Annotated in this window: 13 protein-coding genes and 2 pseudogenes; 6 read left to right on the top strand and 9 right to left on the bottom strand. The window is 63.0% G+C overall.

The window, feature by feature from the left end:
- Positions 1–106 precede the first annotated feature (106 nt).
- Positions 107–670, bottom strand: a complete 564-nt coding sequence (locus IVB36_RS22895; RefSeq protein WP_247393047.1) for a hypothetical protein — start codon at positions 668–670, stop codon at positions 107–109.
- A 694-nt stretch (positions 671–1,364) separates the two neighbouring features.
- The gene (locus IVB36_RS22890; protein ID WP_247393046.1) at positions 1,365–2,492 is read right to left on the bottom strand and encodes a hypothetical protein; all 1,128 of its coding nucleotides are present in this window, start codon (positions 2,490–2,492) and stop codon (positions 1,365–1,367) included.
- Positions 2,493–2,662: 170 nt separating this feature from the next.
- Here IVB36_RS22890 and IVB36_RS22885 point away from each other — a divergent pair, with 170 nt between their 5' ends.
- A complete protein-coding gene (locus IVB36_RS22885; RefSeq protein ID WP_247393045.1) occupies positions 2,663–4,741 on the top strand; it encodes an AAA family ATPase in 2,079 nt (692 codons plus the stop codon).
- Positions 4,742–4,852: 111 nt separating this feature from the next.
- Here IVB36_RS22885 and IVB36_RS22880 read toward each other — a convergent pair whose 3' ends face one another.
- From IVB36_RS22880 to IVB36_RS22860, 5 genes and pseudogenes are all read right to left on the bottom strand, one after another.
- On the bottom strand, positions 4,853–5,548 hold the full coding sequence (locus IVB36_RS22880; RefSeq protein ID WP_247393044.1) for a hypothetical protein: 696 nt from the start codon (positions 5,546–5,548) through the stop codon (positions 4,853–4,855).
- A gap of 66 nt (positions 5,549–5,614) precedes the next feature.
- Positions 5,615–5,870, bottom strand: a pseudogene (locus IVB36_RS22875) (DNA polymerase IV); the annotation flags it as partial.
- An 11-nt stretch (positions 5,871–5,881) separates the two neighbouring features.
- Positions 5,882–6,601: an SOS response-associated peptidase family protein gene (locus tag IVB36_RS22870; RefSeq protein ID WP_247393043.1), complete on the bottom strand. Its 720-nt coding sequence runs from the start codon at positions 6,599–6,601 to the stop codon at positions 5,882–5,884.
- Positions 6,602–6,604: 3 nt separating this feature from the next.
- Positions 6,605–7,054, bottom strand: coding sequence for a hypothetical protein (locus IVB36_RS22865; protein WP_247393042.1), 450 nt, complete (start codon positions 7,052–7,054; stop codon positions 6,605–6,607).
- Between the two features lie 10 nt (positions 7,055–7,064).
- Positions 7,065–7,475, bottom strand: a complete 411-nt coding sequence (locus tag IVB36_RS22860; RefSeq protein WP_247393041.1) for a hypothetical protein — start codon at positions 7,473–7,475, stop codon at positions 7,065–7,067.
- A 149-nt stretch (positions 7,476–7,624) separates the two neighbouring features.
- Between IVB36_RS22860 and IVB36_RS22855 the strand changes: the two are divergent.
- Positions 7,625–8,552: pseudogene (locus IVB36_RS22855) on the top strand (Ku protein).
- A gap of 75 nt (positions 8,553–8,627) precedes the next feature.
- Here the strand turns inward: IVB36_RS22855 and IVB36_RS22850 are convergent.
- On the bottom strand, positions 8,628–8,837 hold the full coding sequence (locus IVB36_RS22850) for a hypothetical protein (protein WP_247393040.1): 210 nt from the start codon (positions 8,835–8,837) through the stop codon (positions 8,628–8,630).
- A 581-nt stretch (positions 8,838–9,418) separates the two neighbouring features.
- Here IVB36_RS22850 and IVB36_RS22845 point away from each other — a divergent pair.
- On the top strand, positions 9,419–9,619 hold the full coding sequence (locus tag IVB36_RS22845; RefSeq protein ID WP_247393039.1) for a hypothetical protein: 201 nt from the start codon (positions 9,419–9,421) through the stop codon (positions 9,617–9,619).
- Positions 9,620–9,709: 90 nt separating this feature from the next.
- Here the strand turns inward: IVB36_RS22845 and IVB36_RS22840 are convergent, their stop codons facing one another.
- Complete coding sequence (locus tag IVB36_RS22840; RefSeq protein ID WP_247393038.1) at positions 9,710–10,117, bottom strand: hypothetical protein; 408 nt, start codon at positions 10,115–10,117, stop codon at positions 9,710–9,712.
- Positions 10,118–10,689: 572 nt separating this feature from the next.
- On the opposite strand from IVB36_RS22840, the gene IVB36_RS22830 reads away from it, so the two are divergent.
- Genes IVB36_RS22830 through IVB36_RS22820 form a run of 3 tightly spaced genes read left to right on the top strand, consistent with a single transcriptional unit; the run spans position 10,690 to position 15,688 of the window.
- Positions 10,690–11,097: a FixH family protein gene (locus tag IVB36_RS22830; RefSeq protein WP_247393036.1), complete on the top strand. Its 408-nt coding sequence runs from the start codon at positions 10,690–10,692 to the stop codon at positions 11,095–11,097.
- A complete protein-coding gene (locus IVB36_RS22825) occupies positions 11,094–12,506 on the top strand; it encodes an efflux RND transporter periplasmic adaptor subunit (protein WP_247393035.1) in 1,413 nt (470 codons plus the stop codon). The genes IVB36_RS22830 and IVB36_RS22825 overlap by 4 nt, the downstream gene beginning before the upstream one ends.
- Complete coding sequence (locus IVB36_RS22820; protein ID WP_247393034.1) at positions 12,503–15,688, top strand: CusA/CzcA family heavy metal efflux RND transporter; 3,186 nt, start codon at positions 12,503–12,505, stop codon at positions 15,686–15,688. The genes IVB36_RS22825 and IVB36_RS22820 overlap by 4 nt, the downstream gene beginning before the upstream one ends.

The following is a 15,688-nucleotide window of genomic DNA, read 5'->3' as shown; positions in this document are numbered from 1 at the left end:
CGGAGAGAGAGCGATGAAGTTGACGTCCATCGACGGTATGGATGCCCAGTTACCCGAACGAGTAGGGCGAGCTCAGCCCAGAGAAGTACCGGCGTGCCGAACCGGGCTATGCCTTGTTCGGGATATGTGCGGACGGGCGAGGTGACCTTCCTATTCGTTCCCGGCGCTGGCGAAGCAGATGATTCTTCTGAACGATACGAGCAAGGATGCTCCCGAAATCAGTTTGGGCCATCGCAGCAGGCCCTTCGGTCGGTGTTGTGGCCTCGATCATCATTGCCGGTGGCGTTGAAGACGTCGCTGGCGCTGCATTGTCGTTGCCATGTTCACAAGCTTCGACCGTTTCGAAATGCTGATCAGAATGCCGCATAAGTTCTAGAGGCTCTATACTGGCTCGCATCAAGACAGAGTCTTCACTCTTAGCCTTCGGTTTGGTCTGTTGTCGTCGTCGCGGCGCGAGAGGTGGCTTGGAACCGGTGTCTGCTTCACAACGTCGTAGAATTGCGAGCAGCCAGGCGCCCTGTCGGTCGGATAGTCGTGCATTCTGTCCGTGTCGAAGAATCTGCATCGACAGCTTTTGCAGGAATTGCGCTTCGCGAGGGTATGCCGTCCCACTGAGCAGCACCGTGCTGATGCGCCTTTCCAACGCCTGATGATTATGGCCCACGATCACCGAATGTCCCTCTGCTTGATGTTAAAATATATAGGGGACCGCAGCAGGGATAATGTGAGCTTCTGGATGGTGGGGTGGGGATTAGGGTGTCCGGGGGCTTGGGTGTGAGGGCGTGTCGCCGAAACCTGGTGGGCGTCGGAGGGAGGTTCTGTGCCTGAAGGGCACAGCTTCGCCTGCGAGGGCGAAGCTGCTGTCGAGGGGGTGTCCGAAACCCGGAGCCACGCCGTCGGTCAGTCTTTGGATAAGCGCACCCTGTTACGGGTAGGCCGGGGTCAGCCGGTCGGCCTTTACGCGCCGCTTCATCTGGCGGGGCTGGTGCGCAACACATCCATCAATCGCGCAACTGCTGTGGGTCGCGAGTCAGCGGAGCCCACTCCTGCATTCAACTTGCGTCGATTGCTTATGTCGATGCCTTTCGACGGTTTCACCGCTTGTTCTCCTCGGCCTGATTAACCGCGAGAGCGGGGCCCATGGGGGGCTGCTATGTTTGCCGTCTAAGCGCGGCTCGCGTGCGGTTCCGGCAGAATCTGAAATCCACGCGCACGGTGCGGGTGGAGCGATGGCAGCCGCCGAGCTAATCGAGCGAATAGGTTCGATGATTTCAGGGCTGAATCAGCCGTCAAAGTAACAAATGAAAAATCTTGCGGCCGTTTAGGGCGGCCCCCGCCGCGATCGGCGGAGGCCATTAGATGCATCAGTGAAGGGCGGCGAGCGCGGAGGTCTCGACGTAGTCAGCGCACGCGGATTTAACGATCAGAAGATGTTTGGTGATCGAGATCTCCGCGTCCAGGGTTCGGATGCTGAGCAACACGCGGTGCAGGTCGGCGAGGTTGATGTTGAGCTCAAGTTTCGAGCCCGGGGCAAGGCTGCACTCGCGCAAGGCACCCTTGAACGCGACATCGTATCGGGATGTCGGCGAGATCGACAGAAGCGAGAGCACGTGATTGGAGTCGGATGTCTCCAAGACGACTCGACCTCGGTCGGAGGCGATCCTGGCGATAGTCGTGCTGTCCAGCGCCTCGGCGACCGCCACGTCGAACGTTGCAGCCATGGCAGTATCGAAGATGCCATCGAATGGACGGCACCGGCCGGTCTTGATCCAGGACAGTTCGGTGCTGCCGGATTTGATGAACACCGCATCATCGGTCTCAGCAACCACGACCGCACCCTGCATTTTGCCGATCGCAGCGCGGGCGTTGTTAACGTTCCGCTTCGGCAAGACGAAACTCAGGGCGTCGGGTAGGCCGGTGGACCGGTACAGCGAGACGCCGCCCAGATAGCCACTCCTCGCCCTGCCGCCGCTGATCTGGAGCCCGTCAAAGGCTTGCGTGCCGGCAGTCCGGTTCTCGATCAGCAACGCGGCATAGCCGATTGCGTGGTAGAGCACTCGGGCGTCCACCTGTGCGAGATGTCGAGGTTCTTCGGCGCGGCTTTTCGCTTCGAAAAATCGAACTGGCGCCGTCATGTGGAACGATCGCCCCGATCCTCGCCACGCCAGTGCATCCTGCTCTTTGTCCAGCTCGAAAGACAGTTCGCAGTTGTAGTGATGGCCTAAGGAGGCCAGGAGCTGCTTCGGAAATTCAAAGCCGACGATCTCGTCCTCGGCAAGATTCGAACGCACGAGATCGACCGCCGTGGCGACCGAGAAGCCGTTGTCCGGGGTGGATTCGCCAAGCCGCAACTCGCTGGACGAGAGCATCATCGTGATCGTTCCGCTTGACCGGCTAGGCAGGCTGATCGCCCGCGCCGCCGATTTCAGCTGGTCGCTGTGGATGACGAATTTCCTGACGGTCGCGGGGACGAGAACTTGTTCTTGAAGCATAAGGAAGACTCCGGGAAGGCACCACGAAGGTGGATGCGGGTGGAAACCCGTCTTTCTAGTCCGCGCCTCAGGTTTTGGATGGGGCCTGAGCTGGTGCGGCTCAGGCCCTCGATCGATGGCTCAATGCTTGCTGTGATCGGAAGTTGGCAAGCCCGTCTAGTGGAATTCAAGTGACTGATCTCGCGAATAAATATCGTCCTCGGCGGTTCTCCGAAATCGTGGGGCAGGATTCCCTGGGGATTTGGATGCGGGAGCAAATTCGCTCGCGCGCCGGGCGATCGGTGCTTGTTGCCGGACCCGTCGGCACCGGCAAAACGACGTCCGGATTGATCTATGCGAAGGCCCTGCTGTGCGGCAGCCCGGTTGATGGCGAGGCATGCGGTGTGTGCGATCAATGCCAGGAATTCGGCGAGAACCCGCGCAATGTACCCAGCTTCCACGCGCTGGAATGTGGCGAGCATTCAACCGTTGATGAGGTCAAGGAACTGCTCGAAATGGCCAACGTGGCCCCTTTCCTTGCACCTCGCCGTGTGCTGATGCTCGATGAAGTGCATAATCTTTCCCGTCGGGCTTCGGACGCATTGTTGCGCATTCTGGAGGCGCCGCCGGAGTGGGCTAGCTTCATTCTCCTGACCTATCGATTGAACCTGATTTCCGGGGCTCTGCGCAGCAGGCTTTCCAGTTTTGAACTCAGTGCGTTGAACGAGGCCGAGTCTTTTAGGCTGCTTGCAGGTGTTTGCGACCGCGAGGGCCTGCCGTACGATCCGGAGGGCTTTCGTCTCATTTTCAAGGCGGGGTCCGGCGGCCCCCGCGAAATGCTGCGCGAACGCGAAGTGGAAAAGACCTCCCAATTCGGTCCCATCGACGGCGCTCATGTGCGTCTTGCGCTCAATCTCAACTTTGAGGACCGGCTGACGGCGTTCGCGCGAGCCCTGATGGCCGGCGATCTGGAGAGGCAATTGAGGGAGGTCGAGGAATGGCCCGATACGCCCGAACGCAAGCTTGGTTTCCTGTACCAGTTTTTCGTGTTCCAGTATTTTAATGGGTGCCGGCGTCTGCGTCGCGAAGATCCTCTTATGCGCAACATCGGCGCGGAAACCCAGGAGCAGTTGGTCGCGGCGTTCGCTGCGCGCGCCGCCGCGTCCGGATGCGAGCTGGAGGCGTATTGGGAAAGTATCATTGACGCGCTGACTTCGAACGCGAAGGTCACGGATCATAGCCTCGCCATGATCCTGGGCAGGTTAAACCGGCTGTTCAACCCGGTGTCGCCGATCCGAGCACAGGTCGGAAAGCCGCGGGCCGAAGCCGCTAAATCGGTCCTGCGCGTGCGATCGTTCGGATCGTCTTCAGGGGACCGGGCGTTTCTTTCCTGGGCCGAGATTCGCCCTCATTGGCAGGCGGCGTCGCTCCTGCCGCAACGATACGGCGTCCTTTTCAATCTTCGGCTGACCATCAGCCGCTCGGGATCGGCTCGGATCAATCCAGAAGGGAATGCTCAACTCGTGTCCAAGCTCACCCACGAGCTCGGCATGCGCCTCAAAGACTGGTGCGGCTCGTCATCGCCAGTTCTGCATTGGATGTACCGTCACGAACTAGAGGACGAGACGCGACAGAGAACGCGAGTTCTTCTGTCCGTTCCCGATGAACACGTCCCGGGGGCGCTGGCGTGGCTTCGCGCGAAGTTTGTGCCAAGGATTTCCCGGACATGCCATCTCAAGGTTCAGATCGCTTGCCGACCTGGAATGTCGGAAGAAGATCGAGTGCGCTTTCATTGGCAGGGCGTCCGCGCGTTGAGTCGCAGCCTTGACCCGAGGTTCACCGCCCGCTCAGGTCTGGGCACCGTCTCCCCTCTGGTCGATCTGCTGAAGATTCCGCTGCGGTGGCGCGCGCAGATTCGTCGCATGTCGAATGTGCAGGCTCGCGGCATGTCGGCCTCGCTGACAGGTGGGGCCAAGCGGAACGACGAGAGCGGCATGGGTTGCCTCTCCGCGCTGAGCGATGGTGCTTGGCAGGCGGTCGATACCGGATGGGAGTTGCCAGAGTACGAAGCGCGCAAGGCGGAACGGGAGCGTCGCCACATTGCTCTCGCCAGGCTGGCCGCGCTGCTTCCAGGAGCGGACGATGCGCGCCGCGAAAGCCTTCACCTGGAGATGGAGCTCTTGAAGTCGAGCTGGAGTTCGGACCCAGGGGATTGGCGGCGAGGCTGGTCTGGTTGGTGGCTCCCGGAGACGAGCGTCAAACTCGGCTAGTTCCAGGGTGCGGGCAACGTTACGTTGGAAATATCAATAGATTCAGATAGATGCGCGAATCGACGGCGGCGCGAGCGCTTCCCCTTCTTTCAAGCTGACGGTTTACAAAATTCAATCTGACCGATCTCCAGGCTGAATATCGTCATCGAAATTAGCCTGGGTTGTGTCGAGACCTGAGTCAAACATTTGGGGCGGGCTGGTGGCGGCCTTGAACAACTCCCGAAAGCCGAGGCTGCCGGCGTCCGCTTCATACAGCCGGAATAGCCTCTTGACGTGCTCGGGCTCGACGCTGAACTCCGACGCTACGCTCTCATAGATGGCTTCCAGCGACTTCAGCGCCGGGAGCTTACCGGCGATCCGCTGAAGGACGATTTCTCCAGTCCTGTGCACGATCGCGCGTTCCTTCTCGATGTTTTGAAAGGACCGAAACTTGCCGGGCCCGCCGTCTTGACCACTTGCGTCCAACACAAGGTTCGAGATGGCACGACTTGCTTGCTTCTCGCCGTCACGGGCGAAGCCGATCAGCTTCCGCGAGATATTCAGGAAGAATTCGCTCAGCTCGTCCGGAACGGGAATCTTGTTCTCCAGGCAGATTGCGAGAGCGTTCCAAAGCGACAGCGCATTTCGATGGCGATTGTAATTTGCGATCTCGACATTGATGCGGGCCGCTACCTCCGCCGATATTTGATGGTGACGAGGTACGGTCGTCGCTTCCACCGGTGGGTACTGATGCTCGCGGTCCTCAGGCCGCTTTGCCTTTTCGAGATTTTTCTGCCACTGACGCGTTCGCTTTCTTACATCGACCATAGGAAAATCCTGCTCACGAATTCCAAGTCGGTGCCGATGTTGCCCTCAGCGGGTCATTTTGCAAGTCCAGGTCTCAAGGCGCGGCTTCACAGAAAGGATGTACAGGACCGCCGCTTCGCCGTCACCGATGGCCTGGCCGACCAGACACAAACGTGCGGGCTTCGTAGCTCGCTGCCGTGACCACGCGGCGGGAGCCGCGGACGGCGACCGGTTTGCCGTGAAGATCCGGCTTGTCCCGCTGCTCCACCGATGCGTAGAAGGCATCTATGTCGACACGGATGACTCGCGTGGTGCGAAGGGCGTCCGGACGGATGGTCTCTATTGGCGGTCATGTCATCGACCCACCGGATCCTCCTTGATGCCGCGGGCGACGATCCGGAGTGACCCCTCAAGCAACGGGCGCTGCAGTTTCAACGCCTCGTCCGGCGACGCGGTCATCCAGATCTCGACCTGTTCAGGGGTCGTGAGGATCACCGGCATGGCCTTCGGGTGGATGGCACCGACCTCGGCGTTCGCCTCCGTCGTCAGAAAGGCGTAGAGATCATTGCTAGTCTCGCCCTCCTTGACCTTTCGGACCGAAGTCCAATTGGTCCAGATGCCGGCGAAGCAGGCGAGGGGCCGACTTTCGTCGAGCGCGAACCAGATGTCGCCGCCCTCGTCCTTGTTGAACTCGCTGAACGAGTTGAACGGCACGACGCACCGATTCTCGATGCCAAGCCATCTCGTCCAGTGTTTGCTCTTCACGTTGCGGATATTGGTCGTGCCGCCGTCCGGCTCCAGTCGGAGCAGCTCCTTGAAGTCGACCGGCTTGCCCTTGGCCTCCAGCTTCCGCGCGCGCTTTTTGGTCGCCTCCATGAGGGCTTGCTGCGACGACGGCATGCCCCAGCGCGCGGTGACGAGCTCGCGCCCCTCGGCGCCGGCGCGCACGATCGGCGCCTTGTAATCTGGGAAAACCCCCGGCATCGGCGCGAGGTTGCCGACGTAGCGGTTGACCACCCGGAACAGCTCGGAGATGGCGGCTTGGTTGGTCGTGATCGAGTAGAGATTGCACATCGGTCAGGAATCGTTTCGAGGATGGCGTGGTTGCGCGGCGAGTTGTAGCAGAGTCGCTGCGGGCCGTCGGCCGGCTGTCGCGCATTTGCGGCAGCGCAGGCGACTGGCAAGATCGTGGACGAACGTGGTCGGTACGTGCTTCATCGCGGCGAGATTGACGTTGCTCGGCGTCTTGCATCGGGCGCAGCGGATCTCGAGAAAAGGGAAGCCCGCATTGATGGCCTGGTCGATCGTCGGCGACGGATCGATCGGCTCGCCGTCCGACCACATCCGCTCGTTCCAGGCCTCGCAGAGCAACTTGTCGGCCTGCTGCAGCATGGTTTCGGCTTTGGCCCGCATCTCGGCCGACTGCGCAGCCAGGATGTTGGCCATCGCTCGCGCCTTGCCGAGCTCCTTTTTCAGAGCCTTGCGGTCGCCTCCGGAGAGGGGCGTTGGGTGATACTTCGGCGCCATCGACTGGCGCCTACGACATGTCGAACGTCGGCCAGCAGCCGTCTTCCTCATGGCGCCCGGTTCGATTCCTGCAGGTGCCGTCGAGCAACCGCTGACCGACGTCCCTCCAGATCGCCTCCGCACCGTAGAGCCGGGTAGCGTCCACCTTCTGAATCTCGACGATCCGGGCGCAGCGCCGACAACCCACCCTCAGACGGTGTTGGGGAATCTGCCTTAGCTGCAGCAGGCGTCCGGAGGCGCCGGGGCCGGGGCTGGGCGCTTCGGCGCGGGGGTCCTGCAGGAGTGCTTTCCAGTATTCAGGCGGCAGATCCTCGTCCGGAGCCAACCCGCGCACGGAAGGGCCCTTTCCGCCGACGGCGGCGGCCATCTTTTCCATTTGCTTGGGTGTCGGCATGCGCCAGCTCGCGGGTCGGTCGGTCATGAGCAATTAGAACATATGAAGAACGAAAGAGTCGAGTCCGTCCAAAGTCGGAAAGCTACGAAAATGATCATGGGAGGACTTCGAGCGTCGGAACCGTGCCGCCCCGTTCGTCTTGAGTCCGCGTCCCGTACGCCGGAGTTTTGAGTCCCATGGCCCCACGCGCAAACTGGAAAGGCTTCCTGCGCCTGTCCCTCGTCACCTGCCCGGTGGCGCTCTACCCGGCCACTTCCGAGAGCGAGAAGATCTCGTTCAACCAGCTGAACCGCCAGACTGGCCACCGCATCAAGTACCTCAAGGTCGACGCCGACACCGGCGAGGAGGTCCCGAACGAGGATATCGTCAAGGGCTACCAGCTCGAGAAGGATCAGTTCAGCGAGGTTTCCAAGGAAGAGCTCGAAGAGATCGCGCTGGAGTCCACGCGGACCATCGAGATCGACGAGTTCGTCGACAAGGCGGACATCCATCCGCGCTACCTAATCCGCCCCTACTACATCCGTCCGGACGGAAAAGTCGGCCACGACGCCTTCGCGGTGATCCGGGAGACCATCCGCGAGATGGACAGGTCGCGATCGGGCGTGTGGTGCTGACCAACCGCGAGCACATCATCGCGCTCGAGCCGATGGACAAGGGTTTGGTCGGCACGCTGCTGCGCTATCCTTACGAAGTGCGCAGCGAACACGAATACTTCGACGAGATCCAGGACGTCAAAGTGAGACCAAGGACATGCTCGATCTCGCCAGGCACATCGTGAACCAGAAAGCGGGCGGCTTCGAGCCGGAGAAGTTCGAGGACCATTATGAAAGCGCGCTGATCGAGCTCATCAACCAGAAGCGCGCTGGAAAGCCGATCATGCCGAAAGAAAAGCCGACTGCAACCAACGTGGTCAACCTGATGGAGGCGCTGCGGTGGAGCGTGGGCCAGGAAGCCGCGCCGGCGAAAGCAGACAAGCCGGCGAAGAAGCCGCGTAAAGGCGCGGCTGGCCAGAAGGAGATGCTGATGTCGATCTCGGGCAAGAAGCCGTCCAAGGAAACGGCGGCAAAGAAGCCCGCGGCCAAACCGCATCGGAAGTCCGCTTGAGTTCGAACTCTCCGCGCGCTGCGGGCAGCCGGCCACGCTCGATCGGGGCGCGCTGCGCCACAGGAACTTGGGCGGTCAGGCCTCGCCGGGTCCGGAGTAGCTCGATGGGAGCGGCGTCGTGCGCGGCGCCGGCAGCGGCCGTTCGGTCCCTCCCCGTCCTGCGGCGCCGCCCTTCGAGTCGTACCGCTTTGCCAAATCGAGGAGACGACGCCGGGTGAACGGATCAGCCTTTTCGGCCATACCGCGGACCCGCTGGGCCAGACCTCGGTAGAACTCCTGCTCCATGACACGCCCCCTCAACATCACTGCCCTGAGTTGAGTGCTCTGCGGTCGCGGAGTCAAGAAGGGCCGGCAATAGTGCGTGAACGCTACCCGGATTTCATCGTCGCGCTTGAGCTCCCGATGTCGGCTGAACTAGAGTGCCATCGCAGGGGAAAATAGATGGCCATGCTCCCGATCCGGAAGGCGTGCCCGGCGTGCGGCAAGCCGATGAAAGCTGTGCCTGACGAAGCTTCGGAAAAGCCGCTGAGGTACGTCTGCACCAACTGCAACGACGACCCTCTGCGCGACCCCGACGCCCTGAAATGGGCGCACAGTCCGCTGCGGCCTCCGGAGCCGTAGGTCTTCGCGTTGCGAGCGGACTTCTCGTGAGCGTGGAACGGCCGTGGCCGCATGCCGTTGGTGCGGCGGGCCCCGCGCGAATGCAAGGCCTGCGTGGCTCCGCCCTCAAGCCCCCCAGCCCCCAAAAGGCGGGGCCACGCTCAATCCTCTCCGTCCTTCCGCAGAAATTTTCGTCATCCCTAACATGCGTGAATCCCAGATTGGCCCTGTTCAGGCAGGATGGCGCCATAGCTGGGAAACCTCCAATGTTCGATGCTCAGACCACCGCGCTTTTGCGCGCTGTCCTCGATGAGGTGTGTGAGGCCGTATCTCGGTACGAGACCTCGGCACGCATGCACGTCGCCTCGATGATCCTTGAGGCCGCCAGCAACGGCGAGACCTCGGTAGACGGGCTGAAGCAGATCGGCAGGAGAGCCCTCAGCGAGGCGCCGATCCTGCGGAATTGATTCCGCCCAGCAGCGGCCCGAGCGAGCCGTCCCGGCGCAGCGCCTGTGCAGCCATGGATGGGCCCGGCGTATTCGTCGCTGCCACTGAGGTCAGCGAGAGTTGCTGCCGCGTGCGTTCCAAGAGTGCTGATCCTCGAGCGTTATGTCCGTGGGCTTGGCTCCGGCGTCGGCGAAGGTTGCTGAGCCGGCGGCTGCGGGGATGGCGTCGTGGCCGGCTGCTGAGGAGCGGCGACGGCGGGCTGATCGCCCCCCGGCGTGAGGAACGCACGTGCCAATGTTGCTCAGCAAACGTTTTGCCTGAAGATCACGCACCTTGGAGTATTCGCGTCGTCGCTCGATGTTTGCCGCGGCCCATCTGTCCCATGCCTCGAATGCGTCCGCGTAGTGCTTGCGCATCTGCTCTTCTGCAGCGAGGCATTCAGAAAATTTGTCGAACTGCCCCGGTCTGCGGCGGGCAGGCGCGCGTTCGAGCCGAAATGCGATATCAGGGCCGGCCAAGGCCTGGAATGCTCCTGGGCGGACCCAAAAGGACCGGCTGAGCTATGTCGCTGCCGGGTCCCGGGTGGCGAACATGTGAAGGGGCCCGACTTCCAAAGCGAGCCCGCTCGTGGGATGCTCGTTCCATGTATCTGCGAGGGCTGCTCAGAGTTGCGTTCGCGGTCTTGGTGACCGCCGGTTTGACGTTGGCGCCCTTGGCGGCGCCGATGGCAGCCGCGCAAGCTCGCTCGGACGGCATGAGCGACATGTCCGTGTCCGCCGACATGCCCTGTTGCCCCGATGAGCAGAAGAGCAAGGACTGCCAAGACTGCCCGCTCGTTTCGATGTGCGTCCTGAAGACCGCCCAGGCGGGCCCCTCCGAGGCCGCCACCCTCCCGCTGCGGCACGCGATCCGGACCACTCATTTGGTTGCGGACGACCTGGTTGGCGACGGTCTGAGCCGTCCACCTCCCGACCAACCACCTCGAACCCTGGCCTGAACGGCGCTTGACGCCGATCGCGTCCGTGCGCTTCACGCGCGCGGATGTCGCACGCCGCTTCGGCGGCGCATTCAGGACAATCGAGGACCAGAAATGAAGACCTCTACCATCGTGCGCGCCGTCCAGGCGGCGTTGATCGCGGCCGCAGTCGCTGGCACAAGCACGGCCGCATTGGCCGACATCAAGGACTACAAGTTCGAACTCGTCGACCAGTCGGTCCAGGCCGGGCCGGACAAGGTCATCACCGTTAGGCTCTTGAACATCAAGACCGGCAAGGCTGTGCCCGATGCGGTGATCTTCGCCAGCCGTTTGGACATGGCTCCGGACGGGATGCAGGAGATGGCGACCAAGGTCACGCCCATGCCGGGGACGGAGCCGGGCACGTACCGCTTCAAGGCAAGCTTCGGCATGGCCGGGCGGTGGCAGCTTTCGCTCGGAGCCAAAGTCCAGGGCGAGAGCGGCACCGTCGAGAACAAGCTCGTCATCACGGCGCAAAAGTGATCCGCCCCTTCGCAGCAAGCCTCGCCGCCGTGCTGATCGCGGCGGCCGGGATCGCATTCGTCGTCCTCGGTCCACAGCGGCCGACGGCGCGAGCCGTCGCGATAATCGGCCCTGCTGCGGCCGAGGAGAGCGGCGCCCCGATCTACTACCAGGATCCGGACGGGAAGCCGTCGTACTCGCTTGTGCCGAGAAAGATGCCGGATGGCCGCGACTACCGCGCGGTGCCGGCCGCCGCCGATGTCAGCTTCGACGATCACCAGGCGACAGCCCCGGCGACTGCAACGGCTGGCGGCTCCGGAGAGCGCAAGATCAAATACTACCGCAATCCCATGGGCCTGCCGGACACCTCGCCGACGCCGAAAAAGGATTCCATGGGGATGGACTACATCCCTGTCTATGAGGGCGACGACAGCGACGATGGGTCGATCAAACTTTCACCCGGGAAGATCCAGCGGACCGGCGTCAAGTCGGAGCCCGCAGCGATGCGCGTGGTCCGGACCGCCGTCACGGCGCCGGGCACGATTGCGCTGGACGAGCGGCGGATCTCCGTCGTCGCCATGCGGGCGGAAAGCTTCATCCTGAAGGTGGCCGACGTGACGACCGGATCTCACGTCGTCAAGGGGCAGCCGCTGATGGAGGTCTACAGCCCGTCCGTCTCCTCTGCTGCCGCCGAGTACCTCACCACCATCACATCGAAGACGACCAGCGGCGACGTTCAGTATGGCCGTGGATCGCGCCAGCGCCTGATGAACCTGGATGTGCCCGACGCTGCGATCTCGGCGATCGAGAAGAGCCGGACAGTGCCGACCTCGATCGGATGGACCTCTCCGCGGGACGGCATCGTGCTGGAGCGAAACGCCATCGAGGGCATGCGCGTCGAGCCCGGCGGGGTCCTGTTCCGGATCGCTGATCACTCGATGGTCTGGGCCCTGATCGACGTCGCCGAACGCGACCTCGGCATGATCGCCAAGGGCCAGCCGGTCACGGTGAAGGCGCGGAGCTTTCCCGGGCGGGAGTTCAAGGGGAAGGTGCAGGTCATCTATCCTGAAATCAACAAAGAGACCCGGACGGCGCGGGTGCGCGTCGAACTGCAGAATCCGGACCTGATCCTGCTGCACGACATGTATGTGGACGCCCAAATCGACACCGGCAGTGGCGAGGCCGTCCTCGCGGTGCCGGAGAGCGCGGTGATGGACACCGGCAGCCGGCAGGCCGTTTTCGTCGACAAGGGGCAGGGTCGGCTTGAGCCGCGCGAGGTCAAGCTCGGCCACCGCGGCGGTGGGTTCGTGGAGGTCCGGCACGGCCTCGCGGAGGGCGACGCCGTGGTGGTCTCGGCGAACTTCCTGATCGATGCCGAAAGCAACCTGAAGGCGGCGCTGAAGGGCTTTGCCGAGGGGGCGCAGCAATGATCGCGCGCCTCATCACCTGGTCCGCCCGCAACCTGGTGCTGGTCCTGTTCGGGACCGGCTTCGCCGCCGCAGCGGGGCTCTACGCTCTTCTGCATCTGCCGCTCGATGCCATCCCGGATCTCTCGGACACCCAGGTCATCGTCTACACGGAGTACCCGGGCCAAGCCCCGCAGGTGATCGAGGACCAGGTCACCTATCCGTTGACGACGGCGATGCTGACCGTGCCGAAATCGAAGGTCGTGCGCGGCTTCTCTTTCTTCGGCGTCTCCTTCGTCTACGTCATCTTCGAGGACGGCACCGACATCTACTGGGCGCGCTCGCGCGTGCTGGAATTCCTCAACGGCGCGAGCGCGCGCCTGCCTGCCGGCGTGAGCCCCACGATCGGCCCCGACGCGACCGGCGTCGGCTGGGTCTACCAGTACGCGGTCATATCGAAGGAACTGAACCTCGCCGACACCCGTACCATCCAGGACTGGAATCTGAAGTTCGCACTGGCGAAGGCCGAGGGTGTCGCCGAGGTTGCGAGCGTCGGCGGCTTCGTCAAGCAGTACAACGTGATCCTCGATCCGCAACGCATGCGCGACCGCGGCATCACCATGCAGAAGATGCGCGATGCCATCCGCGCCAGCAACGCCGACGTCGGCGGCCGGACGGTCGAGTTGTCCGAGTTCGAGTACGTCATCCGCGGCAAGGGCTACATCAAATCGATCAACGACCTCGGCGACATCGTGCTGAAGACCTCCGGCGGCACGCCGGTGCTGCTGCGGGACGTCGCGCGGGTCGAACTCGGCCCGGATGAGCGGCGCGGCATCACGGAGCTGAACGGCGAGGGCGAGGTCGCCAGCGGCATCGTGCTGCAGCGCTTCGGCCTCAATGCGCTGGAGGTGATTGAGAACGTCAAGAAGCGCTTCCAGGAGATCGCCTCCAGCCTGCCGAAGTCGGTCGAGATCGTGCCGGTCTACGACCGCTCCAACCTGATCTACGCGGCCATCGACACGCTCAAGCACACCCTGTTCGAGGAAAGCGTCGTTGTCGCGCTGGTCTGCATCGTGTTCCTGCTGCACCTCCGTAGCGCGCTGGTCGCCATCCTGATGCTGCCGGTCGGCGTCTTGATGGCCTTCGCTGCCATGAAGCTGCTGGGGCTCGGGTCCAACATCATGAGCCTCGGCGGGATCGCGATCGCGATCGGGGCCATGGTGGATGCGGCGATCGTCATGATCGAGAACGCCCACAAGCATCTCGAACGGGCCGAGCCCGGAAGGCCCAGGATCGACGTCCTGATCGCCGCCGCGGCCGAGGTCGGACCGGCGCTGTTCTTCAGCCTGCTGATCATCACCGTGTCCTTCATGCCGATCTTCACGCTGGAATCGCAGGAGGGCCGGCTGTTCAGCCCGCTGGCGTTCACGAAGACCTTTTCGATGGCGGCGGCCGCGCTGCTGTCGGTGACCTTGGTGCCGGCGCTGATGGTGATCTTCGTGCGCGGGCGGATCGTTCCGGAGCACCGTAATCCAATCAACCGCTTCCTGATCTGGATCTATCGCCCCGTGATCAACGGCGTCATGCGGGCCAAGACGCTGGTGGTCGTGCTCGCGCTCGCCGTTCTGGCCGTCAGCATCTGGCCGGCGCGCCAGCTCGGCACCGAGTTCATGCCGAACCTCAACGAAGGCACGCTGCTCTACATGCCGACCACGCTGCCGGGCATCTCGGTCACGAAGGCCGCCGAACTGATGCAGACCCAAAACCGGATCATCCGGTCGTTTCCGGAAGTCGCCTCGGTGTACGGCAAGGCGGGGCGTGCGGCGACCGCCACCGACCCTGCCCCCTCCGAGATGTTCGAGACGATCGTCAATCTCAAGCCGAAGGAGAATTGGCGGCCCGGCATGACCATCGACGGACTGATAGCCGAGATGGACAAGGCGCTGCAATTTCCCGGCGTCTCGAATGCCTGGACCATGCCTATCAAGGCCCGCATCGACATGCTGTCGACCGGCATACGGACGCCGATAGGCGTCAAGGTCATGGGCACCGATCTCGTCGAGATCGACAGGCTCGCCAAGCAGATCGAGCGCGTCATCAAGGCGGTGCCCGGGACTTCCTCTGCCTATGCGGAACGGGGCATGGGCGGCTACTATCTCGATATCGTCCCCGACCGCGAGGCGCTCGCCCGCTACGGCATCCTGATCCAGGACGTCCAGGACACCATCGCCGCCGCGTTGGGCGGCCAGACGGTCACCACGACGGTCGAGGGCCGGCAGCGGTTCACGGTCAACATGCGCTACCCACGCGATCTCCGCGAAAACCCCAAGGCCATCTCCAGCGACGTCCTGGTGCCGATGCCGGCGGGCGGCGCCGTGCCCCTCGGTGAAGTGGCCAAGGTCGAGCCGGCACGCGGACCGACTTCGATCCGGACCGAGAATGGGCAGCTCGCGACCTACATCTACGTCGATATCCGCGACCGCGATCTGGGCGGCTACGTGGCCGATGCCAAAGCCGCCGTGCAGGCCAGCATCCAGTTCCCGCCGGGCTACTACGTGATGTGGAGTGGTCAATACGAATACCTGGAGCGCGCAACCGCGCGGCTGAAGATCGTGGTGCCCGTGACGCTGCTGATCATCTTCCTGCTGCTGTACCTGAACTTCCGTTCGATCGCGGAGACGATGATCGTGATGCTCTCGCTGCCGTTCGCGCTGGTCGGCGGGCTCTGGCTGATGTGGTGGTTGGGTTTCAACCTGTCCGTCGCGGTTGCTGTCGGCTTTATCGCGCTCGCCGGCGTGGCGGCGGAGACCGGCGTCGTCATGCTGATCTATCTCAACCAGGCGCTGGCGGAGACTGCGGCGAGACGTGCCGCCGAGGGGCGGGTCGTGACCCGCGGCGATCTGTACGACGCCATCATGGAGGGCGCGGTGGAGCGCGTGCGGCCCAAGATGATGACGGTGGTCGCCATCATGGCGGGCCTGCTGCCGATCATGTGGAGCACCGGCACGGGATCCGAGATCATGCAGCGGATCGCCGTGCCGATGATTGGCGGGATGATCTCCTCGACGCTGCTGACGCTGATCGTGATCCCCGCGATCTTCGGGCTGGTCATGGGCTTCCGCTTGCCTCCCGAGGACAACACCAAGGGACAAGCGCCGGAAGTGACGAAGCCCACCGTATTGCGTTTGCTGGAGCCTGCTGGGTAA

It is taken from the genome of Bradyrhizobium sp. 35 (assembly GCF_023073215.1).
Taxonomy (GTDB): Bacteria; Pseudomonadota; Alphaproteobacteria; order Rhizobiales; family Xanthobacteraceae; genus Bradyrhizobium; species Bradyrhizobium canariense_D.
This window is presented reverse-complemented; position numbering and strand designations above follow the sequence as displayed.

Coding starts and splice junctions, on each gene's coding strand:
- IVB36_RS22865 (WP_247393042.1), bottom strand. CDS start 7,054: ATGGCGCCGAAGTATCACCCAACGCCCCTCTCCGGAGGCGACCGCAAG.
- IVB36_RS22845 (WP_247393039.1), top strand. CDS start 9,419: ATGTTCGATGCTCAGACCACCGCGCTTTTGCGCGCTGTCCTCGATGAG.
- IVB36_RS22850 (WP_247393040.1), bottom strand. CDS start 8,837: ATGGAGCAGGAGTTCTACCGAGGTCTGGCCCAGCGGGTCCGCGGTATG.
- IVB36_RS22870 (WP_247393043.1), bottom strand. CDS start 6,601: ATGTGCAATCTCTACTCGATCACGACCAACCAAGCCGCCATCTCCGAG.
- IVB36_RS22820 (WP_247393034.1), top strand. CDS start 12,503: ATGATCGCGCGCCTCATCACCTGGTCCGCCCGCAACCTGGTGCTGGTC.
- IVB36_RS22890 (WP_247393046.1), bottom strand. CDS start 2,492: ATGCTTCAAGAACAAGTTCTCGTCCCCGCGACCGTCAGGAAATTCGTC.
- IVB36_RS22830 (WP_247393036.1), top strand. CDS start 10,690: ATGAAGACCTCTACCATCGTGCGCGCCGTCCAGGCGGCGTTGATCGCG.
- IVB36_RS22860 (WP_247393041.1), bottom strand. CDS start 7,475: ATGACCGACCGACCCGCGAGCTGGCGCATGCCGACACCCAAGCAAATG.
- IVB36_RS22880 (WP_247393044.1), bottom strand. CDS start 5,548: ATGGTCGATGTAAGAAAGCGAACGCGTCAGTGGCAGAAAAATCTCGAA.